The organism is Fibrobacter sp. UWH1 (genome assembly GCF_002210365.1).
In the GTDB taxonomy this organism is placed as follows: Bacteria; Fibrobacterota; Fibrobacteria; order Fibrobacterales; family Fibrobacteraceae; genus Fibrobacter.
On sequence record NZ_MWQG01000017.1, the window covers coordinates 34125 to 55706 of the forward strand.

17 protein-coding genes are annotated in these 21582 nt (G+C 51.8%); 9 read left to right on the top strand and 8 right to left on the bottom strand.

Annotation, left to right across the window (positions count from 1 at the left end):
* Positions 1 to 237: 237 nt before the first annotated feature.
* A complete protein-coding gene (locus tag B7992_RS09240) occupies positions 238 to 1515 on the top strand; it encodes an O-acetylhomoserine aminocarboxypropyltransferase/cysteine synthase family protein (RefSeq protein WP_088666109.1) in 1278 nt (425 codons plus the stop codon).
* 278 nt (positions 1516 to 1793) lie between these two features.
* On the top strand, positions 1794 to 2624 hold the full coding sequence (locus tag B7992_RS09245; protein WP_176421899.1) for a Fic family protein: 831 nt from the start codon (positions 1794 to 1796) through the stop codon (positions 2622 to 2624).
* A gap of 57 nt (positions 2625 to 2681) precedes the next feature.
* On the opposite strand, the gene B7992_RS09250 is transcribed toward B7992_RS09245, so the two are convergent.
* Positions 2682 to 4217 carry an Rne/Rng family ribonuclease gene (locus B7992_RS09250; RefSeq protein WP_073161176.1) on the bottom strand — a complete coding sequence of 512 codons (1536 nt, stop codon included), beginning with the start codon at positions 4215 to 4217 and terminating at the stop codon, positions 2682 to 2684.
* A 359-nt stretch (positions 4218 to 4576) separates the two neighbouring features.
* Here B7992_RS09250 and B7992_RS09255 point away from each other — a divergent pair, with 359 nt between their 5' ends.
* The 3 genes from B7992_RS09255 to B7992_RS09265 are packed head-to-tail and all read left to right on the top strand — an operon-like array spanning position 4577 to position 6119.
* Entirely contained in the window at positions 4577 to 5137 is a 561-nt protein-coding gene (locus B7992_RS09255) for a hypothetical protein (RefSeq protein WP_088666111.1), read from the top strand.
* Between the two features lie 26 nt (positions 5138 to 5163).
* On the top strand, positions 5164 to 5361 hold the full coding sequence (locus B7992_RS09260; RefSeq protein WP_088666112.1) for a hypothetical protein: 198 nt from the start codon (positions 5164 to 5166) through the stop codon (positions 5359 to 5361).
* A 38-nt stretch (positions 5362 to 5399) separates the two neighbouring features.
* Positions 5400 to 6119: a hypothetical protein gene (locus B7992_RS09265; protein ID WP_088666113.1), complete on the top strand. Its 720-nt coding sequence runs from the start codon at positions 5400 to 5402 to the stop codon at positions 6117 to 6119.
* Positions 6120 to 6145: 26 nt separating this feature from the next.
* Here B7992_RS09265 and B7992_RS09270 read toward each other — a convergent pair whose 3' ends face one another.
* The 3 genes from B7992_RS09270 to B7992_RS09280 are packed head-to-tail and all read right to left on the bottom strand — an operon-like array spanning position 6146 to position 8231.
* Positions 6146 to 7129 (bottom strand): HAD family hydrolase, encoded by a 984-nt coding sequence (locus B7992_RS09270; RefSeq protein ID WP_088666114.1) that lies wholly within the window; start codon positions 7127 to 7129, stop codon positions 6146 to 6148.
* Positions 7130 to 7150: 21 nt separating this feature from the next.
* Positions 7151 to 7978 (bottom strand): M23 family metallopeptidase, encoded by an 828-nt coding sequence (locus B7992_RS09275; RefSeq protein WP_088666115.1) that lies wholly within the window; start codon positions 7976 to 7978, stop codon positions 7151 to 7153.
* Positions 7965 to 8231 (bottom strand): hypothetical protein, encoded by a 267-nt coding sequence (locus B7992_RS09280; RefSeq protein ID WP_139258452.1) that lies wholly within the window; start codon positions 8229 to 8231, stop codon positions 7965 to 7967. Before B7992_RS09280 ends, B7992_RS09275 begins: the two co-directional genes overlap by 14 nt.
* Positions 8232 to 8295: 64 nt before the next feature.
* Between B7992_RS09280 and B7992_RS16650 the strand changes: the two genes are divergently transcribed.
* Together B7992_RS16650 and dnaN are read left to right on the top strand one after the other, a co-directional pair.
* Complete coding sequence (locus B7992_RS16650) at positions 8296 to 8445, top strand: hypothetical protein (protein WP_158236529.1); 150 nt, start codon at positions 8296 to 8298, stop codon at positions 8443 to 8445.
* 1 nt (position 8446) lies between these two features.
* Positions 8447 to 9562, top strand: a complete 1116-nt coding sequence (gene dnaN / locus B7992_RS09290; RefSeq protein ID WP_073161168.1) for a DNA polymerase III subunit beta — start codon at positions 8447 to 8449, stop codon at positions 9560 to 9562.
* Positions 9563 to 9674: 112 nt separating this feature from the next.
* Here the strand turns inward: dnaN and B7992_RS09295 are convergent, their stop codons facing one another.
* Entirely contained in the window at positions 9675 to 10832 is a 1158-nt protein-coding gene (locus B7992_RS09295; RefSeq protein WP_073161167.1) for an NYN domain-containing protein, read from the bottom strand.
* 28 nt (positions 10833 to 10860) lie between these two features.
* Between B7992_RS09295 and B7992_RS09300 the strand changes: the two genes are divergently transcribed.
* A complete protein-coding gene (locus tag B7992_RS09300) occupies positions 10861 to 11982 on the top strand; it encodes a BamA/TamA family outer membrane protein (RefSeq protein WP_088666116.1) in 1122 nt (373 codons plus the stop codon).
* 175 nt (positions 11983 to 12157) lie between these two features.
* Here B7992_RS09300 and B7992_RS09305 read toward each other — a convergent pair whose 3' ends face one another.
* On the bottom strand, positions 12158 to 12550 hold the full coding sequence (locus B7992_RS09305; RefSeq protein WP_073161165.1) for an NADH-quinone oxidoreductase subunit A: 393 nt from the start codon (positions 12548 to 12550) through the stop codon (positions 12158 to 12160).
* Between the two features lie 68 nt (positions 12551 to 12618).
* Here B7992_RS09305 and B7992_RS17170 point away from each other — a divergent pair, with 68 nt between their 5' ends.
* Entirely contained in the window at positions 12619 to 13476 is an 858-nt protein-coding gene (locus tag B7992_RS17170) for an FISUMP domain-containing protein (protein ID WP_254917666.1), read from the top strand.
* A gap of 158 nt (positions 13477 to 13634) precedes the next feature.
* On the opposite strand, the gene B7992_RS09315 is transcribed toward B7992_RS17170, so the two are convergent.
* Together B7992_RS09315 and B7992_RS09320 are read right to left on the bottom strand one after the other, a co-directional pair.
* Positions 13635 to 17459, bottom strand: a complete 3825-nt coding sequence (locus B7992_RS09315; protein ID WP_088666117.1) for a fibro-slime domain-containing protein — start codon at positions 17457 to 17459, stop codon at positions 13635 to 13637.
* Positions 17460 to 17717: 258 nt separating this feature from the next.
* Entirely contained in the window at positions 17718 to 21575 is a 3858-nt protein-coding gene (locus B7992_RS09320) for a fibro-slime domain-containing protein (protein WP_254917667.1), read from the bottom strand.
* Positions 21576 to 21582: the final 7 nt, after the last annotated feature.

Consider the following 21582-nt stretch of genomic DNA (forward strand, 5'->3'; position numbering starts at 1 on the left):
ACGCAAATTTTAAAGAGAATGTTAAATGTTATAGTTTTTATTTATTGCCGCTTATAATTAAAACCTTATAGCAGGGGGAAGATCTTGCAGGATTGTTTTATATGGCGGGTGTTTATATTGTGTTGGCTATAGGAACTAGCTATATTTGGAGCATCAATCTGCGGTTTAACCCCGCGTGCATCAGATTGCACGGCAGGTGGCCGAAGCGATTAGTGCATTTAACATAAAGAGGAAAATATGGCAAATCTCGAAACATTGTGTGTTCAGGCCGGTTGGACCCCCAAGAAGGGCGAACCCCGCGTGCTCCCCATCTACCAGAGCACCACTTTCAAGTACGACACTTCCGCCCAGATGGCTGACTTGTTCGACCTGAAGGAATCCGGCTACTTCTACACCCGTCTCCAGAACCCCACCAACGACGCTGTTGCCTCCAAGATCGCTCAGCTGGAAGGTGGCGTAGGTGCCATGCTCACCTCTTCCGGTCAGGCTGCAAACTTCTACGCCGTGTTCAACATCTGCGAAGCCGGTGACCACTTCATTTCTACTTCCGCAATCTACGGCGGTACCAGCAACCTCTTCTGCGTTACCATGAAGAAGCTGGGCATCGAATGCACCTTCATCGACCAGGATGCTTCCGACGAAGAAATCGAGAAGGCTTTCCGCCCCAACACCAAGTGCGTCTTCGGTGAAACTGTGGCTAACCCCGCCGGCAAGATTCTTGACCTGCAGCGCTTCGCCAACTTGGCTCACAAGCACGGCGTGCCTCTGATCATCGACAACACTTTCCCCACCCCGATTCTCTGCCGCCCCTTCGAATTCGGCGCAGACATCGTGACCCACTCTACCACCAAGTACATGGACGGTCATGCCATGGCTGTGGGTGGTGTTGTGGTTGACAGCGGTAACTTCGACTGGGAAGCCCAGCACGACAAGTTCAAGGGCCTCACCGAACCGGATCCGTCTTACCACGGCCTGACTTACACCAAGTCCTTCGGCAAGCTCTGCTACATCACCAAGGCTACCGTGCAGCTCATGCGCGACCTGGGTTCCATCCAGTCTCCCCAGAATGCTTTCCTCCTGAATGTGGGCCTGGAAACTCTGTTCCTCCGTATGCCCCGTCACTGCGAAAACGCTCTGGCCTGCGCCAAGTACCTGAAGAACCATCCGAAGGTCGCTTGGGTGGACTACGCCGGTCTCGAAGACAATGCTTCCTACGCCCTGGCCCAGAAGCAGTTCAAGGGCGGCCTGCCCTGCGGCGTGCTCACCTTCGGTATCAAGGGTGGCCGCGACAAGTCCATCCAGTTCATGGATGCCCTGAAGCTGATCTGCATCGTGACCCATGTGGCCGACGCCCGTAGCTGCGTGCTGCACCCGGCAAGCCACACTCATCGTCAGCTTTCCGATGAACAGCTCATCGAAGCAGGCGTTGCACCTGACCTGATCCGCTTCAGCGTGGGTATCGAAAACGTGAACGATATCATCGCCGACTTGGAACAGGCTCTGGCACAGGTCTAGTTTAGATATCAGATACAAGATATGAGCGAATAGCGAAGTCTCATATCTGAAACCAGTATCTTGATTTTTGAAAAATCCGCGATGTCCTTCTGCGACAACGCGGTTTTTTCTTTTTCGTATCTCATCCCTCATCCCTCATATCTCATGCCTCACCGCTCATTCCCCTCTTGACTAGCAATATCAAGTGATGTATATTATTCCTGTCGGTCTATATGACGTTGTATTTGTCTATGTATATGTCGGGGTAATTTATGTATCGTCCGTCCTTAAAGTTGAGCATGGAGATTGTGAATCTGGCTATCGAGATTTCCGTTTTGGCGACCCGATGCGAGGCCTGGCTGGAAGGCCGTCAGGGGCATCGCGGCTTTGGCTGCGGTGTCGGTAGAGACCTCTGCGATGAACCCTTTCAGGGGGATTACGACGTGTTTTCGCTGTCGGATTTTTTGCGGGCCCATGCCGACTTGGCGGGGGCGAACCAGCCTGACGGGGGATCTTTCAGGACGGGGAACGGCTGCGTTTTCAACGGCAAGATGTGTATCCACCTGGCGCCCCCTGCAAGCGAAGTGCCTTACATGATGCAGGAACTTTTCCAGTGGCTCCAGAAAAGCGAGGACCACCTGCTGATCAGGGCCTGCATTTTCCATTACGCCCTGGATTACATCCGCCCCTTCAAGGATGGCAATGGCCGCATGGGATTGCTCTGGCAATCGTTGCTCCTGAAGAAGCTGAGTCCCGTTCTTTCGAACCTGTCCCGGGAACATTGGGACGAAGATCAGCAGCGTCGCTACTATTTTGCCTTTGTGAAGGCCATAAAGGCAGGCGAGGCGGGCCCCTTTGTGGAGTTCCTTTTGCAGGGAATCCTGGATTTGCTTAAAAACATTGCAGAATCCCTTAAAGAAAAGGGGGATGATGCCGCAAGTGTGGAACTTTCTATCCGACAGAACAAAATTTTGGATTATCTGCGAGAAAAAACGCTGACTGTTGAGCAGATTGCCAAGAAGTTGAAAGTTTCGTCGAGAACTGTAGAACGGGAAATGTCTAAATTACAGCAAATGGGTGTTGTTTACCGCGAGGGTTCCGACAAAACAGGCTCCTGGCGGGTACGTTAAAAAGGACCTCGGATGAATCCGAGGCCCTTTCTATTTCGTTAGATTGTTTTAGACAAATTAAGCGAAGTTGTACAGGTCTGTAATATCTTCGTTGTTCTTGTCGTACATCCAGAACTGGTTGATGTGGGCATGTTCGTCTTCCACCAGGTTGATCTTCATGCCGTGCTTGTACTCCAGATAGTTGTACATGCGGTTCAGGTCCTTGCACATCACGTCGATAACGAAGGGGCTGACCACCAGGGTCACTTCGCGGAGCTTGCCCTTGGCCTTGGCGCGAGCCATCCAACGGTCAATCATGCCGAGAGTGCTTTCCAGGGTAGCGATACGGCCACCACCGCAGCAGACCGGGCATACCTGAGTCTTTTCGGTCATCAGGTTCACGCGGACGCGCTTACGGGTCACTTCCATCAGGCCGAACTGGCTAATGGGGGCGGGGGTGATGGGAGCCTTGTCGCGACGGATTGCCTTGCGGAATTCCTGGTAGACGGTCTCGTTGTCGGCTTCGGTTTCCATATCGATGAAGTCGATAATGATCAGGCCGCCCACGTCGCGGAGACGGAGCTGCTTTGCAATTTCGTGGCAAGCATCGATGTTGGTTTCCAGGATAATCTTACCCTGGTCCTTGCCGTGGACCTTGGGACCGGTATTCACGTCGATGGACACCAGTGCTTCGGTCTGCTCGATGACCAGGTTGCCACCGCGGGGCAGCGGGACCTGGCGCTGGAGAGAGCGTGCATAGTCGTTTTCGATCTTGAAGTATTCGAACAGGCTTTCGTTGCTGCTCCACAGCTTCACCTTGTCCAGTTTGTCCGGAGACAGAACCTTCAGGTAGTCGCGGAGGGCGAAGTATTCGTCGCGGTTGTCGATATACACGTAGTCGGTGTTATCGCCAAAGTATTCGCGGACGGTCTGTTCGATGGAATCAGATTCTTCGTAGATGCAGGTTTCGGCAGGCTGGTTTTCGAAGTTGTACTTCGTCTGTTCCCACTTGCTTTCCAGTTCACGCATCTGCTTGTTGATTTCGAATTCGGATTCGTTCAAGCCGTTGGTACGTACGATATAGCCCACATCGCGACCCTTCAGGCGGCGGACCACCTTCTTGAATTCGCGGCGCTTGGCCGGATCACGTTCACGCTTGGACACACCGATAAAGTTGGTACCCGGCATGCAGACCAGGAAACGGCCGGCAAAGCTGAGATGGGTGGTCAGACGGGCACCCTTGGTGCTGATGGGTTCCTTAACCACCTGGACCATGATTTCCTGGCCTTCGTGGAGGATTTCATCAATAGGCACTTCCTTGGAGGAACCGCCTTCGTCATCATCGTCACCGTATTCGCGACGAAGCAGTTCGTTGCGATCGACGGCGTCTTCCTGATGGAGGAAGCCGGCCTTCTCCAGGCCGATGTCAATGAACGCAGCCTTCAGTGCCGGAAGCACCTTCTGGACCACGCCCTTATAAATATTGCCCAGAACTCGATTAGAAGAAACGCCTTCCACTACCAATTCGACGAGTTCACCGTCTTCCATGATAGCGATACGCTTTTCATAAGGCGTCTTGCTAATCAAAATCCCGCGCTTACACTTATTTGCCATTAAAACTCCTAAAAGTTCGACAAAACTTGATAGACACGATAATAGATTTTGGCCCCAAGACCGGTCCAAAAGTATGGGCCCTGTCCGAGCCCCGCGCGCTTCTTGACGGAAAGTACCGACTGCCTGCCAACGCGAGACCTGGGGACCATAAATATATAATATGATTTTTATGCGGGGGAAGCCTCCCCCTCGCACAAGCCCTTTTTAAGGTCTTTTGCTACCCCCTCTGCGGGGGCACGCCCCCGCAACGCCCCCAACCGTTGACAAATTGTACAACATATTTTTCAGCCAGCGCATCAAAAAAGTTTCGCCAAAGTCTATATTCTAACCGTAAGGAATTTGGGAAACCAGGAGGCTCTATGTCCATCAGGAAACATTGGGGAAAAATCACCTTAGGCATTGCGGCAAGTTTTTGGGCCGGCTGTAACGATAGCGGCACCGAGGCGGAATACATCCAAGGTGGCGAAAACGTCTGCACAAACGAGCAAAATGAAGAATGTGTCGCCGGTGCTGTCATCGCACTCTACGGCGTCGCCCCCACTTATGACATCAGCTCCAGCAGCATAACCGGTGATTGCACCGAAGGTAACTGCGCAGAGTCTTCCTCCGGCATGGGAGAATCCTCTTCCAGCGTCAATAGCGAATATCCCTACGTGCTCTATTCCGATCCCTCGGTACACTGCAAGGACAGCACCGTATACGTTCCGTCTCCATGCGAAAACGCCTCCAAAAGCTACGCATCCACTGATGAAAACGCCCCTCTGTACGGCATCGTTCCCATCGTCTGCAATACACCGAGCCGTTACGATCCCATTTTCAAGTGCGACAACGGCGATTCCCTCCCCGCATACCGTTACAAGGAAAAGGACGGCATCATCTACACCAACAAAGAGTACGATGAACTATTCGGCTCCAACTAAGCCAATAATTTAGTAGATTGCCCTGCATGGCCCTGCTCCTCACCATCATTTTCTTCGCCTGGTTTATCAGCAATATTGTCCGCGGCAACATTTCCCACCAGGGCAGTGAATACCATTTCAGGGAGCACCCCATACCGTTCATCATCATCCAGATTTTCCTTCTAGGCTTCGGTCTCTTCTGCTTGAACCGTTTTCTGAGTGAGATCGGGATTCTCGTCTTCTAGATTTTAATATCTTTCGTCTCCAGGAAGAAGAAAAATCTATGTCTGACCAGATCAACTTAAAAGACGAACTTTACCTAAAAGATTATGCCGGCAAGATTCACAATTTGCCGTTGGGTGAACTGTACGAAGTTTTGGGTGTCGTCAAGAAGGATTCCTCTGACGAACGAGTCAAGATCGTAATGGAACGGATCCATGAGTTAGAGGCGGAAATTCAGACGAACAAGTCTAACAAAAAAAAGAAAGTAAAGGTAAAGCCCGTCAAGGCGGCAAGGGAAGATTCTGCAAATAGGGAATCGCCGGTAAAGCTTTTCATCCGCAAGCTTTTCTGGATTTCTCTCATGGCCGTATTCGTTGTTTCGAGAGTGCAGGACGTCGCCCATAAAATTCTTGATGGTTCGTTTGATGTTACCGAATGCGGAATCACCTTTACCATGGATATTCTTCCGTTTTTCTGCTTTGGTATCGGGTACAAGATCGCCCGGCGTTTTACCATGGCCAAGAAGAAGAAGTTCCATCTTGGAGTCGCCTTTTTCCTGATGGGGAAGGCTGTTCTGGGAATCTGTCTTGACGTCTATCTTGGTGTCGTCTGCCAGTTTTACGATGAGAAGGCGTCCTACGTATCTGTCATCGTTCTTGCGGCGGCCTTGCTTTTTACGGTCAACATGTTCCGCAGGAAGGTCAAGGACAAGTTTGCGACAAACGGCATGTTGCCTATGGCCATTGCCCTGTTGGCGGAACAGCAAATCTGGATGATGTAAGAAAGGCGGGACTGAGCCCGCTTTTTTTATTGAAGATGGGTGGGTGGCGAGCCGGCGCTGTTCTTGATGGCAGCCTGCTTTATTTCGACGATCTTGTCGGCGATGGCGCGGGCCTTTTCCGTAAGCCACAGCCATGAAGTCGTTGCTTCACTGTAGTCCGCTTCGCCGTACATCTGCACACGGCCATCGCGGCGGAGTGCGTCCACCTGGCGCATGCCCTTTACGTCGCCCTTGGGGTAAACGGCAAAGGTGCTTCCGCCATTGTTGTTCAGGATGCTGAAGGCGGGAACGTCACTGGGACCGTCGGCGATGTATACCATGTTCTGGAAGGGAACGCGGCGCACTTCTCGTGCGATAGAGGAGTTGACGTCGATGGTTTCGGGGTACTTGTTGCTGCCCTTGTTGATTTCGAAGATGTAGCGGGTCTTGGAAGTGTTGTCCAGGGCGCAGGCGATCTGGGAAATTTCGTTTGCGGATACTTCGTTTGCGTTAGGGACGTTCCCTGCTGCGTCCTTTGCATCCAGAAAACCGGGTTGCAGTACTTCTTCGATGAATTCACATCCAAAAATTCCATCTACAAAGGGGGCGATGGCGCTGCCACGGATCGTTTCGGCAAAACCGGTACTGACCACGTAATGTTCCAGACGGATGTCGAAGGCCTTGTATTTCGGATCTTCTTCAATCAGCTTCTTGATTTCGCCGAAAAAATTGGGAAGGCCCGGGTAAAAGGCAAGTTCCTTGCCGAAGCTACGGAGCATCTTGTTGGAAAGTCCCTTGAACAGCCCCGCCTTCACATAGGTCAAGATGTGGTTCAGGTAGCTGGTGTCGGAATTGACGGAAATTCCCTGGGCGGCGTAGTGGCTTTTTAGGGCGTTCACTTCTTGCCAGAACTTGGCGCCGTCAACGTTGAAATGACGGAATAGGGGTTCCTGCATGTAAGAGCTGATGAGCGTCTTGTCGCAGTCCCATACCATGGCGATGATGTTCTGTTCAAAAGCGGAATTTGCCATATTGACCTCGTTCCTGTCCACCTATTTGGTGATGAAGAAACTTTCGGGGTTGATGGAGTTGCCCGACAGTCGGATTTCGTAGTGCAGGCCGAGGCTCGTTTCGCGACCGCTTTCGCCGATGAGGGCGATGGGTTGACCGCGTTTTACAAAGCTTCCCTGGGGGACAAGGGATTTCCCTAGGTGGGCGTAGAAGGAACGGACGCCCTTCACATGCTCGATTTTCATGGACAGGCCAAAACCGCGATGGTTGCGGACTTCCATGACGGCACCTGCACCTGTCGCATAGACGGTGTCCCCTTCGACGGCCACGTAGTCGATGCCGCGATGGGGCAGTTGTCTGTCGGTAAAGGGATCGTAGGCCATTTCAAAGCGTTTCTTGACGGCGTGTTCACCCTTCATGGGGTGAAGTACGGGCAGCTTGGCGGCCAGGGCGGAATCGTTTTCCAGGGCGTTCAGCAATTTGCGGAAAGTGGTTTCCAGTTCCATCAGGCTCTTGCGCTTGCGGGCGGCGCGTTCTTCGTCGCTGGCGGTTTCCAGGGTGAATCCCAGACCTCCCATTTTCAGGGTGCTGTCGCGGAGAAGCCTTGTTTCTTCGGCCTTGAGGATGGAAGAGTCTACGGAGGCGCGGACGGCTACCAGTTCCTTTTCGATAGCTGCATTCTGGCGATAGACGTTCGTTACGTTTCCGCTTGTTATGTTATCCATAATGCGGACGGGAGAGAACATGATAAAGCCTGCCACGGCGGCACAAACGCTCAATACAGAGAGTATGGCCCCTAGGAGGGATACGCTGTAGCTCTTACCCGAGGTGGTCTTGCTGGGGAATACATGGATTTCAAGTTTTTTCACCGTCGATACGCTCCCGCAAGGAATTGATTTTGCGCTTATGTTCTTCGATGGCGCCGAGTATTTCTACCACGGACGGGTCGTCCTTGATGGCGGAAAGAAGGTCGTCACGGACGGCTCCGTGAAGTTTCTGACCCAGTGCCTGGAAGCGGTTTTTGAGCCTAGATTCCTCGGCTGCCAGTTCTACCCGCAAAAGTGCGGTAGAGGCGAAGTTCATAGCCGAATTTTTAAGCTTATTTAAAGGAATTTTACTCATAAGATGATTTCCAATGTCTGTAAAAAAATTAGTTTTTTATCCGTATAAAATTTGGAGAAATACCATGAGTCGTCGCGATCGTAGACACGCTAAACAAGAAGTCAAGAAGTTCACCCCGAACAAGAAGAACGCACTGGACCCCAAGATTATTGCTGTACTTGGAGCTCTCGCCGTAATCTTCTTTGTTGGCACCATGCTAATCCAGAGAGGCTAAGATGAAGTTCGATATTAAGAAGTCCGACCTGCAGGAAGCTCTGCAGACTGCCATTACCGCAATTCCCAACAAGTCTACTCTTCAGATTCTGAACAACTATTCTCTTCGTCTCGAAGGAAACATCCTGGAAATTTGCGCAACCGACTTGAACCTTGGTGTCAGGACCAAGCTGGAAGTGAACGGCGAACGTGATGGCGAAGTCGTGATCAACGCCCGCAAGTTCTCTGACTTGATCAAGGCTCTTAGCGATCCCGCTATCGAAACCATCAGCATCGATGTCCAGGATTATCTGGCTCGCATCAAGTGGAGCGAACGCGGTCAGGCTTCTATCATGGGTTTTGACGCTGGTGACTTCCCTCCGTTCCCGGAAGTGGAAGGCGACAGCCTGAACTTCGCTGCAAGCGAACTTGCATTCCTCGTCGAAAAGACCGCTTTTGCAACTTCCAACGATTCTGTCCGCATGAACCTGAATGGCGTGTTCTTCGAAGCTGACAATGGCAAGGTTTCCATGGTCGCTACCGACGGTCACCGCATGGGCCGTGCAAGCATCGACCAGGAAGGCGCTACTCTCGCTAGCGGCATTATTATCCAGCCCAAGGTTCTGCAGCAGATCCTGCGCATTGCCAAGAGCGAAGATATCATCGAAATTCGCACTACCGAAACCCATGTGCTGTTCAGCACCGGTTCTACCCAGATCATTTCCAAGCTGTACGAAGGACCGTATCCTAACTACCGCAATGTGATCCCCCAGAACTTTGAACGTACCGTGCAGGCCAACTGCGCCGAACTTCAGGGCAAGGTCAAGAGCATTCTCCCCATGGCTAATCCCCGCACTCACCAGATCCGTCTGCACATGAACGGCAACGTCATGGAACTTTCTGCAACTGACCCGGATGTTGGTGGCGAATGCCGCGAAGCACTGGCCATTACTCACAATGGCGAAGGCAACTTCAGCATGGGCTTTGACGGTCGTTACTTCTCCGAAATCCTCGGCATGTGCAAGAGCGAAGAAGTCATCCTCAAGATGAACAGCCCTCTTGGCGCCTGCATTATCGAACCGGTCGGTGAAGACCTGAACTATAGCTTCCTCCTGATGCCGTCTCGTCTGGTTGACTAAGGCTTAGACATTAGGAACTGCAATAAGAAAGGGCTCGCGAAAGCGAGTCCTTCTTTTTTATAGGTATGCGGAAATTATTTACGTTTAATTTATCTATATCAATAAGTATAAACTAAACGAGTTTTTCTGCCTCGCCTTCGGCGTACTTTCCGTAAAGCATGGCAATGACGTCCTTCTTGGGAACCTTCTGCTTGGTCTCCTTGAGGCTTACGTGGAGGCGGTCCAGCATGGCCTTGTCGATTTCCTTCCAGTACTGATTGTTTTCGGTCAGCGTCCAAAGCTTGTCGCCATCGTCGCTGGTGGAGACGGTTACCAGCTTTGCCTTGAAGAATGTTCCCAGGGCGCGGTTGATGTAACTGCTTGTGGTGCCGGGGATGTTCATGGCGACGATTTCTTCTACCAGCATTTGCTTGCTCATGGGAACGAAGGAACTCAGGTCGCAGGCGGCCACGTAGATTTTCTTAAGCATGTTCTTGGGGAAGATGTCCCAGCCCTTGCGCTTGAGTGCCTTGGCCAGAACCATCTGGGCGTCTTCTTCCACAGAGACTTTCTGCTCGGCGAGAGAAACGGTGAAGGATCCGCCGCCGATGTCGTTGATTTGTACGAAGTCTGCCGACTTGACGAAGTCCATGAAGTTCTTGAATCCCAGACGCTTTTCGTTGAAGGCGTTGTCGATGCCCAGCATTTTCGGCTTGACGGCGGCAAGGGGCAGCGGGCCGTCTTCCTTCTGCAGGATGTCGCGGAGCATTTCCATGGAGTCGATCTTTTCGGACACGATAAGGCTGCTTCTGTCCTTGGCGTTTTCTTCTTCATCTTCGTCCACGGGGGCGGCCGTGGCGTCGTCGGTGTAAACGTAGCGGGAACAGGAATTCTTGACGCACTCGCTTAGAGGGGACTTGGGACCGACGCCGATGACTTCCTTGCCTTGTTCGCGGAGTTTGCGGAATAGGGGCGAAAAGTCGGAATCGCCGGTGGCCAGCACGATCCACTGCACCTGGGAATCCAGGGCCACTTCCATGGTGTCTACGGTCATCTTGATGTCGGTGGAATTCTTTCCGCTGACAGGATGGAAGGTGTGGACAAGTTCGAAACCGTTTTCGTTCAATGCGGATTGCAGAGGCATCAGCTGGGGGCTAGACCACTTGCCGTAAGCCTTACGCACAACGATTTGCCCCAGGGGCAGCAGTTCGTCCATTAAGGACTGCACGCCATTGTTTCTTACCCAGTTGGTCAGGTTCTCTGCATCAATAAAAATTGCAATATGGTTCATAACGGCACTAATATATATATTGTGAACCATGAGTCCGAAGGTGCCGCAAAAGAACTGCAAGCTACTGCGCAAGATTATGAGCGTGGTGGCCCTTGCGGTGTGCGGTATTGGTCCAGCCGCCTTCGCTTTAGAGAATGATGAGGATCATTTTCAGCGATTTTCTGCCCTTCCCATATTAGGTTATTCGGAAGAAACCAAACTGCAGTATGGTGCCATGGCGCTTCTGTTCTTTAAGCCCAACGAACCTGGTGGTAAGGTCCAGGAAATCGATATTACGGCATACGGTTCTACCCGAAAGCAGTTCCAGTTTCTGATGGTTCCCTATTTCTATCTGTACCACGACAGGATTAGCGGTATCGTAGACTTCAGGTATCAGAACTGGGTAGGCAGTTACTTCGGCATGGGGAACGATGTGGACTTCGACAAGTACATCGGCTTCGATCGAGAACGTCTGCATTTTTCTACGGAATTGAAGTCTTCCATAGGGTTGCCCCGGTCGTTCAATTATGGTGTGAAGGTTATTGCAGAAAGGTCGTCTACCGATTTTAATGACTGCACCAAGGATCGCTGTGCCGATATGGACTTACCGGATTTGCATAATGGTTGGCGGAATGGGGGCGGCTATATTCTTAGTTACGACACCCGCGACAATTTGAACTGGACCCGGAGCGGTTTCCTTGTTCGCTGGCAGCAGATGTTCTACAGCGACTGGCTAGGGGATTATGACTTCGGTGTTCAGGATCTGGACCTCCGTGGGTACACGCCCTTGTTCTGGAATATCTCCGTGGCGACGGCAGCCCTCTGGCAAAGGGCTAGCGGGGATGTTCCCTTTGACATGCTATCTGGCCCTGATGGAACGAAACGCTTTCGCGGTGTAGAGAGCTTGTTTTTTCGCGATAACCAGAGTCTGATTTTACAGGCGGAACTGCGTAAATATTTAGGTTGGCGCCTGGCCGGTGATATCTTTTTTGAAGGGGCCAAGGTGGGTGACCACTTTAGCGAACTTCTACGGAATCGGTGGCATCAGGCTGTTGGGTTTGGAGGGATGCTGGCCCTTAACTTGAAGGAACGGCTTTACGCCCGTGGTGAGATTTCCTGGGTGGACTACGAGAAGTTCGGCATGACTGTTTATATCCGGTCTGCGTTCTAGTTCCCGAGGTTTAAACAAAAAATAGGCCCCGCAGGGCGGAAGTAAAAATGCGGCTGCGCCCCGAAGGTCGGATATGAAAAAGTGGTTGCGCCCCGAAGGTCGGGTATGAAAAAGTGGTTGCGCCCCGAAGGTCGCAACCACCATTTTTGAGATAGAATATCTGTGGATTCAGGAATTAGTCCTGAATGCGAGTCCAGTTCAGCACGCCCTTCTTCATGAGGTAGCAGTAACCGGCTTCGAGAATCACCAGGAAGGCGAGAAGAACAAAGAGCAATTCCCAACCACCAGCCAGGAACTGGATGGTCCAGGGGTAGAGGAATGCAACTTCGAGGTCGAACACCAGGAACAGCATTGCCACCATGTAGTACTTGACCGGGTAGCGTTCGCTGGAGGTGCCGGATACATGGGCGATACCACATTCATAGGAGGTACCCTTGATGGCGGTATCCTTGATTTTGCCCGGATGCAGAAGCCAGTTGGCGACCAAGAGGACAGTGGGGATGCAGAGGGCCAAAATGACCAGGATGGTCATGGCAAAAGTGGTGTCGAAAATTTCAACGTTCGTCATAGTGAGCACAAAGATAGTAAAAAACTTTTTGCTGTTTAGGTATGGTTTTGTAAACTATATTTGAGCCTATGAAAAAGATCACTGCATTATTGGGATTTGTGGGTGTAGTGAGCATGATTTCGGCTTGTTCCGATACCATCTCAGACGTTGATGTGATAATTGCTGAGCAGGATAGCTCTATTTCCAGCGATTCTAACGCCCCTCAGGGTGACGCTCCTGCATCATCGTCTTCTAAGAAGGATTCTGGGGTACAGGCTGAAGTCAAGTCTAGTGGTTCTGCCGTAACAGATACTGTCAACAAGACTGTGTATTTGTCTTCTGCCAGCAATTATGAGACCCCCTACGTTAGTAGCGGTGTTTTCTGCTGGAGCGAAAAGTGCGAAGCGGCTGCGGTTACCTCCAGCGCTAGCATGGAAACCATCGTTATTGGAGTCTCTTCCGAGGCGGAAGTGTGGCCCAACGTAACAGAAACTCAGATGGTTGACCTGCGAGACAACAAGACCTACGCCTTGAAGACTATCGCCGGTGTTCATTGGATGACCCAGAACCTGAATTACGAAACCAAGGCCAATAGTTTCTGCCCCACTAAGGACGGTGCTGATATGTGTGCCAAGTATGGCCGGTATTATACCTATGCCGCTGCATTGTCCGCCTGCCCCACTGGATGGAGACTTCCTACCGAGGCAGAAGTTCTCGCGCTGGATAATGCTGTAGAACATGAATGGTGGTCCATTGGCGGCCGTGTGAACGTTGAAGAAGGCAATAGCTTTGGAAATGAAGGTGACCAGGGATATATCTGGTACGAAGATAACGGAACCAACAATTCCTATCGTATCAAGAACTATTCTGGCGATAGACCTCACGAAGTCCAGCATGTGGGTGGCGATACTCGTGCCTACAACGTTCGCTGTGTAGAAAACAAGTAAGACTTTCTTGGAACTGTAAGAGAGTTCGCGGTTGTAATCGCGGGCTCTTTTTTTATGGTTGGCTTCTTGCTGTTCCGTCAGCGCAAAAAGACCGCGCGAAATAAATCGCGCGGTCCTTTTGGTTTGGTTGGTTTGGAGGGATTTCTTTTTGTCTGGAGTTACGGCCTTGTTCGGCGGACTCCCCAGAGCTTGTCGCGGGTCTGGTTCAGTATGGTCTTGCCGTTGACTTCTATTCTTAATTCCAGTCGTCCGATGTAGACGCCGGTTCCGACCAGTCTGCCGGTTCTGTCGCGCATGTTCCATGCCAGGAAGAGGCGTTCCCCTTCGTGGTCTAGGCAGGAACCTTCACCGGACGCATCTTTATAGAGGTCGCTGTTGCAGTTGATTTCGCCTGCGGCTCCGCCTACGTATTCGCCATACTGGCTGTAGTAGCGGGTGCGGTATTTCAGGGTGACTGCATCTGCGGAAACGATCAGGTTTGAATGCTCTCGCAGGAAGGTTTCTTTGTCTGTATTTCCTGCCAGATGGTATTCGTTGATGAGTGCCTCGTCGATGCTTCCGTCCTTGATGGCCTGCAAGGTGGCATCGCTAATGCCCGCCTCTTTCAGTTCCTTGTCGAAGCAGCCGCTTGCGATGGAATCCAGAATGTCCTGGATCGAAACTGTTGTGGTGGAGGTGACCTTTGTAACCTTCATGCCGTCTTCGTAGTTCTTCAGGGAAAGGCTCTCGATGGCTTCAATGACGCTGTCGGCCAGGCCGGCGCTTTTGTAATTTTTGGCGGTCACCTTTCCTTCGGAAATCAGCTGCGCGGCTTCATCGCTGATGCCGTAGGATTCGCCAATGATACCTGCGCTAATGTCCACGAAGAGCTGTTCCAGGGCTTCGTCCTTGGTGAGGGTGTAGGTGGTGTCGTAGCGATCCGTGGCTTCGGTGCCTGTGCGGCTTTCGATGAATGCGTCCAGGATGTTGAACTGTTCTCCCGTTTCGTCCAGCATGATTTTTGCGATGTTGAAACTGAGGAGGTTGCCCTGCACGCCGTACTTTTCGCCGATCTCCTGCGCGGTCAAGTTGCTGTCGGCGTTGAGCATGGGCTGGGAGGCTGCAGGGTTGGCAATAATTTCGTTTTCGGTACTGACTGTAATGAGGGACGGACTTTCGTTGGAAACTTCCTGGTTGCCGGTGATGGTAGCCCAGGGATTGTCGCGATGGGGCGCGTTGCCCAGCAGGTCTTCTGCGGTGTTGCTTGCGGAGGTGGCGAAACGAATCAGGTCGCCGTTGGTGGGCAGGATGGCGTTATCCGTAGACTGTCTAAAGATGAGAGTCATGGTGTTGTCGCTGCCGCTTTGCTGGATGGCGGATTCCGGCTTTTCGTTGACTCCGGAACGCATGCAGGTGTATTCAAAAAGATTCTTGAAATATTCCCTTGATTTGTCTGTAATGGCTTCGCTGAAAGTGAGAGCGAGTTCGCGGTTTCCATCGGATTTTTTGGCGGCGACAGCCTTTACGATGATGGGGCCGATGCCGTCTTCGATGATGTTTTCGTAATAAGGGCTGAAGTGTTCCTCGATTCCATTTTCCTTGTAGGTAAAGTTGGCCTTGATGGAACCGAAATATTTTTCGGATTCTCCGCCGGTAAATTGCTTCTTGCCGAAACCGCAGATGTTGTCGTCGCAGTCCACCGTGACGATGATTTCGTCTCCGCTAGAAGAAATGTCGAAATCCTTTGTGGTGGGGAAGGATTCTCCAAACGTGAACTGGATGTCATTCAGTATGTTCTTGGAATCCAGCTTCTTGTCCAGTTCAATATAAAGGCTGTCTGCTCTGCCGTCGCCGTTCCTATCAAAGATGATGGCCTTGGTGATGTGGGGTTCCGGAGAGTTATCGAAGTTCAGGTTCTTCCAGTAGGATGCCGAGGCTGCGGATCCCTTGGCGACCAAGGTGACTCCCTCGACGGCACTGTTTGCGCGAATCCTGAAGTGGGCTCTGCCCTCCTTGTCCAGGTTGACGTAAGTGATGACGTCCCCATTTGTATCAAGGATGTCTACAGCCGGATGTGAAATGGACAAATTAATTTTCTTGTTGTAATTGTTGACCTGTGCCCAATCCTCGAAGAAGGAAATGTACACGTCGTATTCGGTGTTGGCCCAGTGTCCGATTTGCAGGGTGTCTCCGGAAATTTCCTGTCCCAGGATTTTCCAGGTGCTGTCGGTGAACGCAACGCTGGGAATGCTGTAAGAGGGGATGGTTATCTCAATAGAGGTTGTCTGACTGGGATCGGACTTCAGGGAAATTTCAAGGAAGTAATGTCCCGGAGCCAGAGTGTAATTGTCGACGATGGCGGCCGAGTCGATGCTGAACGTAGAGTCGCTGGTGATATGAATGCCTTCGTACCAGTCGCCGATTCCCAGCTCCTGAGGGTCGTCCAGGTTTCCTCCGGACAGCTTGAAGGTGGAGGCGCCGCCGGTTGTATCCGTTGTAGTTTGGCTGTTGGAAAAGTCGCAGCTCAGGGCGTCGCGCTTGTTGACCTGCCAGATTTCGTAACTCTTTAGATTCTTTTCTGCGTAGCTGGAGATGAGTAGGCTGGCGTCGGCTTTCAGGTCCATGGATGTTCGCATCTTGAAGTTTCCTTCGACCTTGTAGCGTTCCGTGTAGAAGATGTTGAATACGTAGGTATTTCCTTCGATCAGGCCAAGGGTGTCCAGGTCTACGGCGCGGCTTCTTCTGTCGTGAACGCCGCCGATATCCACCACTAGCTTTCCGTCGATGTAAACCCATACATCATCGTCGCCCAAAAATTCAAAGTACTGGCCGCGGACATATTCGAAGTTGGCCTGCACCTTCATGGACATGCCGTAATTATGGTAGGCGTTGCTGGAACTTTTCCCGCTGCCGTCAATGCCGGCGAATCCGCTGGGGATGGAATCGTAATAAGGGTTGGGAATTGTCTTTGCTGAATCCAGCCATTGGAAATCGTCGATCAGGAACATGCCGCCACGGGCCTCGCCTACGGAAGATTTTGTATCGCTGTCCATCTGGGCGCGCCAAATGCCGTCTTCGTCCAGTTGCAGGGTCATGTTGCGGCAGGTGGCGTTTGTGTAGGCCTTGCCATTCTTGACCACCAACGTTTCGGGCAGGAACCATTGATTCAGATGTTCTGCGTTACGGCACTTTCCTTTCCAGTCAAAATTCTCATTTCGGACGGGGACACCGTTCTTTCCCAGTTTGCGTTCCACCATGCCTTCCAGCACCTGGTCGAGACTGGCGGTGTAGTCAATGAGATTGCGGTCTTCTTCGGTGTAGTCCCTCTTGGACATGGGGGAATTGGGCCAGCAGAGGTTTACGTTGTCGCCGCCGAAGTCTGCGCTGGTTCCCACGCCGCCGAATGTGTCGGTGCAGTGGTCCGCGCCGTCGCCCAGGTTGCAGAGGCTTTCGTCGCGGGTGGTGGGCCTGAATTTCTTGTGGTTGTCGCGGCTGCCGTCATACCAGTCGAACATCATGACGGGGAGTTTTCTGGTGGGGCAATCTCCCAGGATGCCTGGGTATTGGGTAAAGAGGGCGGGTGCGTCTGCCTTATAGGCGCGAATCCAGAGGGTGTCGCCTTCGGCCGCCAGACTGTCCAGGCTGATTTCGTTTTCGGTGCCGGGGGCTTTAGAAACGACGCCTTCTGCGCTGTAGAATTTGTTTCCTACGGTCTGCTTGAAATAGACGCTGAACTCACCATCGGGTTTGCTGATTTTCGTTTCGTACCAGCCGCAGTATTTGTCTACGGCAGTCATGACACCGATGGAATCTCCGTTGACGTAGGCGATGGCGTTGGTGTTGGTCCAGGGGGCAAGAAAACGGAGGACTTTGGCCGGGGTTTTTGTTGCGGGAGTTTCGTTGCCCGGGCGGTCTGTGTTGTTGGTACCGGGTCTAGCGGCAACGAGACATGCGCTCAAGGCGAGTCCCATGAGGATTGTTTTGGAGAGATTCTTACACCACATATAGATTTCTCCTTCTAAACACCCATTTGCTCTAATCCCATTTTTAGACGAAGTGTTTAGAAATAATTTCAAATATTTGAAGAAGTTTTTCAAAAATATTTAAAATCTTGTAAAAATCAATGTTTTTTAAAAATAACTGTGTAAGAATTTGTTGATTTTGTTTAGTAAGTGTGTAAAAATGAAGGTCAGCGGGCAAAAAAAAGAAAAGGCGCCGGCATTTGGCCGGACACCTTTAATGAGAGAGGTTTAATTTCTTTTCTAGGGCCCGAATTCTAGGCCAAGCTTGTTGACTTTTCCACGGCGCACGCCCCACAGCTTGTCGCGGGTCTGATGCATGGTGGTCTTGCCGTTTACGATAATCTTCAGTTCCAGTCGGGCGATATACACACCGGTTCCCACGAGGCGGCCGTTGTTGGAGCGCATGTTCCAGGCCAGGAAGATCTTGCCCTTGTTCTTCATGCAGCCTTCTTCGCCATAGATTTCCTTGTCGGAGCACTTGATGGACTTGGAAGTTCCGCCCACATATTCGCCATACTGGCTGTAGTAACGTGTACGGTAGAAGAGTTCTATGGCGTCGTCTGCAATCAGGGACTTGGAACCGTTGCGGAATTCTTCGATGTTGTATTCGTTCAGGGTGCCGTCCTTGATGGCGTCAATGACGGTCTGGCTGACTCCGGCCTGCTTCAATTTTTCATCAAGTAGACCTGCCCTGATCGAGTTGAACAAATCCGTCTGGGTGGTGGTCGAAATGGAACTGATTTCGGTCAGGGTGTCCCTGCTGGCTTCAATATTGTCTTCGGTCAGTTTGGCTATGATGCCCTTTTCTTCTGCTGTTAGGGCGGACTGGTAATTGCTTTCGTTGATAGTACCTTCCATGATGGCGATGACGGTGGCTTCGCTAAAGCCGAAGTTTTCGCCAACCACTCCGGTTCTGATATCGGCAAAGACCTGCGTCAGGGCTTCTTCTTCGCTGATGCATATATATGTCGTATCGTAGGTCGTGGTGCTTCCCAGCTGAGATTCGATGAATGCGTCCAGCGAGTTGATGTCCTTCTGGGTTTCTTCCAACATGATCTTGGAAATGTCGTAGTCAATGAGGCTGCCCTGAACACCGAGGGAGTCGCCGATCTGCTGAGCGTCCTGGGTAGTGTTGGTGATCAGCAGGCTCTGTGTGACGGTATCCTTCTTGATGATGCCGTAGGGGTCATCGCCGATAGAAATGACTCCCGGACTTTCGTTGGTCAGTTCCTGGTCGCCAGTGATGGTTACCCAGGCGTTGTCCTTGTGGGGAGCGTTGCCAACAAGGTCGATGGTCTCGTTTGCGGAACCGTTTCCGGGGACAAAGCGGATCAGGTCTCCATTGTTGGGCAATACGGCGTCCTGTGTGGTCGAACTATAAACCAGGGTCATGGTATTGCCGCTACCGGATTGCAGTACCGGGGTTTCGGGATTCTCGTTGATGCCACCGCGCATGCAGATAAATTCAAACATGGTGGCGAACTGAATACGGGAATCGTCTGAGATGGCTTCGCTGAAAGTCAGTGCCAGGTGGCGGTTACCATCGTTGCTCTTGGACTTCACGGCACTTACGATAATGGGGCCCATGCCGTCGCTGATGGGTTCGTTTTCCTTGTAGAACTGACTTGTCTTTCCATTGTCCTTGTAGGTGAACCAGTTGTTCAGGGAACCTGTGTAGATATTGGTTGCACCTCCGGTGAACTGGCGGCTACCGAAACCACACTTGGCGTCGGTGCATTTTTCAACATCGATATCTTCGGCGGTCAGGACGATGGTATTGTTGTTGATGAGTCTGAACTTGTCGGTTGCCATAAAGGCTTCGCCAAATTCAAACTGAATGGAATCCAGACGGCTCTTGTCAGAAAGGCTTCTGTCGAACTGTGCATATAGGCTGTCGGCTCGACCGTCACCGTTTCTGTCAAAAATGGTTGCTGTAACGATCTGCGGAATTGGCGGATCGGCAAAATTCAATTTTGTCCAGGCAGAAGAACCTGCTGCTGCGCCCTTGATGGTAAGTGTTGCTCCGGTAACAGGGGCGTTGGCGTGTACGTAGAAGGTGGCTCTGCCGTTGGAATCCAGGTTGACGGAAGTAATCTTCTTTCCGCCGATGGTATCAAGAATGTCGATGTTTACGTCAGAGAAGGACAGGTTGATCTTTCTGTTATAATTATTGACTGTAGCCCATTCTTCAAAGAAGGTGATGTTGACCTGGTAGGTGGCGTAAGCCCATTCGCCGATCTGAGTGGTGTCGCCAGAAACGGCCGTGCCGAGGACTGTCCAGTCTTCCTTTGCGAATGCTACGCTGGGGAGGTCGTAGGCAGGGACGGTAATTTCGACCTTTGTAGTCTGGCTGGGATCGGACTTCAGGGTGATTTCCAGGAAGTAGTGGCCCGGAGCCAGGGCGCCGTTGGCCTTGATGGCTTCTACGTTGACGCTGAATGTAGAGTCGCTGGTAATGTTGAGGCCTTCGTAATGCAAGCCCACATCAAGAATCTGGGGTTCAGAAAGATTGCCGCCGGTAAGCTTGAATGTGGAAGCGCCGCCTGTAGTATCCGTTTCTGTAGAGTTGGCGTCATAACCGCAGGAAAGCTTGTTCTTCTTATTGACCTGCCAGACCTTGTAATTGGTTTCATCACCCAGGGGGATGGACGTTACGAAAATGGAGGCGTCCACCTGCAGGTCGATGGATGTACGCATACGGAAATTAGAAGAACTGGTATGGCGTTCCACATAGAAAATATGGAAGTCATAGGTAGTTCCTTCGACAAGTCCCATGGTGTCCAGGTCTACGGCACCTGCAACCTGTCGGTGCTGGCCACCGATATCTACTGCCAGGCGGTTGTCGATAAAGACCCACACGTCGTCATCGCCGTAGAAGTCGAAGTACTGACCGGGAACGTATTCAAAGGTGGCTTGGATCTTGACGGCGAAACCGAAGTTATGCTTCTGGCCGTTGCCTAGCTGGTCAAAGTAGGGATTCTTGACGGTCTTGGCGTCATCCAGGAATTCAAAGTCGTCTACAAGGAACATGCCGCCCTTGGTGGCGTCATTTCCTTCGGAAACATTGTCAGAGGAAACTTCGGCCAGCCAGAAACCTTCCTTGTCCATAGAGATGTAAATGTCGCGGCAGGTCATGTTGGTGTACTGGGTGCCGGCGGCATCGGTAGCCACCACTTCGGGCAGGAACCAGTTTGCCAGGTGGGTGGTAATCTTGCAGTCTCCAGGGAACGGATCTGCGGGAACGGGAACGCCGTTGGGACCCAGATTCTTCTGGACCATGCCTCCCATATATCCCTTGTTGTTGTTGGATCCGCCACAACCGCCAGAACCGAAGTCGGCGCTGACACCGTTGGCGGGGTCGCCGTTCTTGCCGGGATCGTCACCGTCGCCCTTGTCGCCATGAAGCCAGTCAAATACGGTAACGGGGAATTTCTTGAGGGGGCAGTCTCCTAGGACGCCGGGGTACTTGGAGAATAAGGCGGGAACGTCTGCCTTGTAACCCTGCACCCAGATGGTGTCGGAAATGCTGGCGATGGAATCCAGGGAGATTTCGCTGGCGATGGTCGGTTCGGTGATGGTGACGCCTTCTGCGCCTACATAGTTACGACCGACAGTCTGTTTAAAGTAAACCTTGAGTCCATTTTCGGGAGTTTTGACCGATGCGGCGAACCAGCCACAATAATTCTTGATGGGCTGCATGATGCCCACGGAGTCGCCGTTCATGAAGAGGATGGCGTTGGTGTTGCTCCAGGGGGTAAAGAAGGCGATCGTCTTTCGGCTGCCGGGTTCTTCGAGAGTCAGCTTGCCGTCTTTGCCGAGTGTGGCTGTTGCTGAAGTGGCTCCGTCCTTGAAGAGGTCCGCGCCCTTGATGGTGACGTTTCTGCGCTGGACTGTCAGGGGAGTATTGCAGTTCCTGTTGGTGTATAAATTGATGGTGACGTTCTTGACATCCACTGTAGAGAAAGAAATGCCATTGGCGAGGCTTGTACATCTCGTGAGATTGTTTCTGCCTGAAGTAACGGTGTAATAGAGATTTCCGTCGGCGTATTCCACGTCAGCGGTGTAATCTGCGGCGAACGCTGCGGCCGAAAGGCCCAAGACTAAC

Excerpts from the sequence above, each read along its gene's own strand:
- B7992_RS17170 (WP_254917666.1), top strand. The coding sequence starts at position 12,619 with ATGAAAAAGATCACTGCATTATTGGGATTTGTGGGTGTAGTGAGCATG.
- B7992_RS09315 (WP_088666117.1), bottom strand. The coding sequence starts at position 17,459 with ATGTGGTGTAAGAATCTCTCCAAAACAATCCTCATGGGACTCGCCTTG.
- dnaN (WP_073161168.1), top strand. The coding sequence starts at position 8,447 with ATGAAGTTCGATATTAAGAAGTCCGACCTGCAGGAAGCTCTGCAGACT.
- B7992_RS09245 (WP_176421899.1), top strand. The coding sequence starts at position 1,794 with ATGGAGATTGTGAATCTGGCTATCGAGATTTCCGTTTTGGCGACCCGA.
- B7992_RS09270 (WP_088666114.1), bottom strand. The coding sequence starts at position 7,129 with ATGGCAAATTCCGCTTTTGAACAGAACATCATCGCCATGGTATGGGAC.
- B7992_RS09255 (WP_088666111.1), top strand. The coding sequence starts at position 4,577 with ATGTCCATCAGGAAACATTGGGGAAAAATCACCTTAGGCATTGCGGCA.
- B7992_RS09305 (WP_073161165.1), bottom strand. The coding sequence starts at position 12,550 with ATGACGAACGTTGAAATTTTCGACACCACTTTTGCCATGACCATCCTG.
- B7992_RS09240 (WP_088666109.1), top strand. The coding sequence starts at position 238 with ATGGCAAATCTCGAAACATTGTGTGTTCAGGCCGGTTGGACCCCCAAG.
- B7992_RS09295 (WP_073161167.1), bottom strand. The coding sequence starts at position 10,832 with ATGAACCATATTGCAATTTTTATTGATGCAGAGAACCTGACCAACTGG.
- B7992_RS09260 (WP_088666112.1), top strand. The coding sequence starts at position 5,164 with ATGGCCCTGCTCCTCACCATCATTTTCTTCGCCTGGTTTATCAGCAAT.
- B7992_RS09300 (WP_088666116.1), top strand. The coding sequence starts at position 10,861 with ATGAGTCCGAAGGTGCCGCAAAAGAACTGCAAGCTACTGCGCAAGATT.
- B7992_RS09265 (WP_088666113.1), top strand. The coding sequence starts at position 5,400 with ATGTCTGACCAGATCAACTTAAAAGACGAACTTTACCTAAAAGATTAT.
- B7992_RS09280 (WP_139258452.1), bottom strand. The coding sequence starts at position 8,231 with ATGAGTAAAATTCCTTTAAATAAGCTTAAAAATTCGGCTATGAACTTC.
- B7992_RS09250 (WP_073161176.1), bottom strand. The coding sequence starts at position 4,217 with ATGGCAAATAAGTGTAAGCGCGGGATTTTGATTAGCAAGACGCCTTAT.
- B7992_RS16650 (WP_158236529.1), top strand. The coding sequence starts at position 8,296 with ATGAGTCGTCGCGATCGTAGACACGCTAAACAAGAAGTCAAGAAGTTC.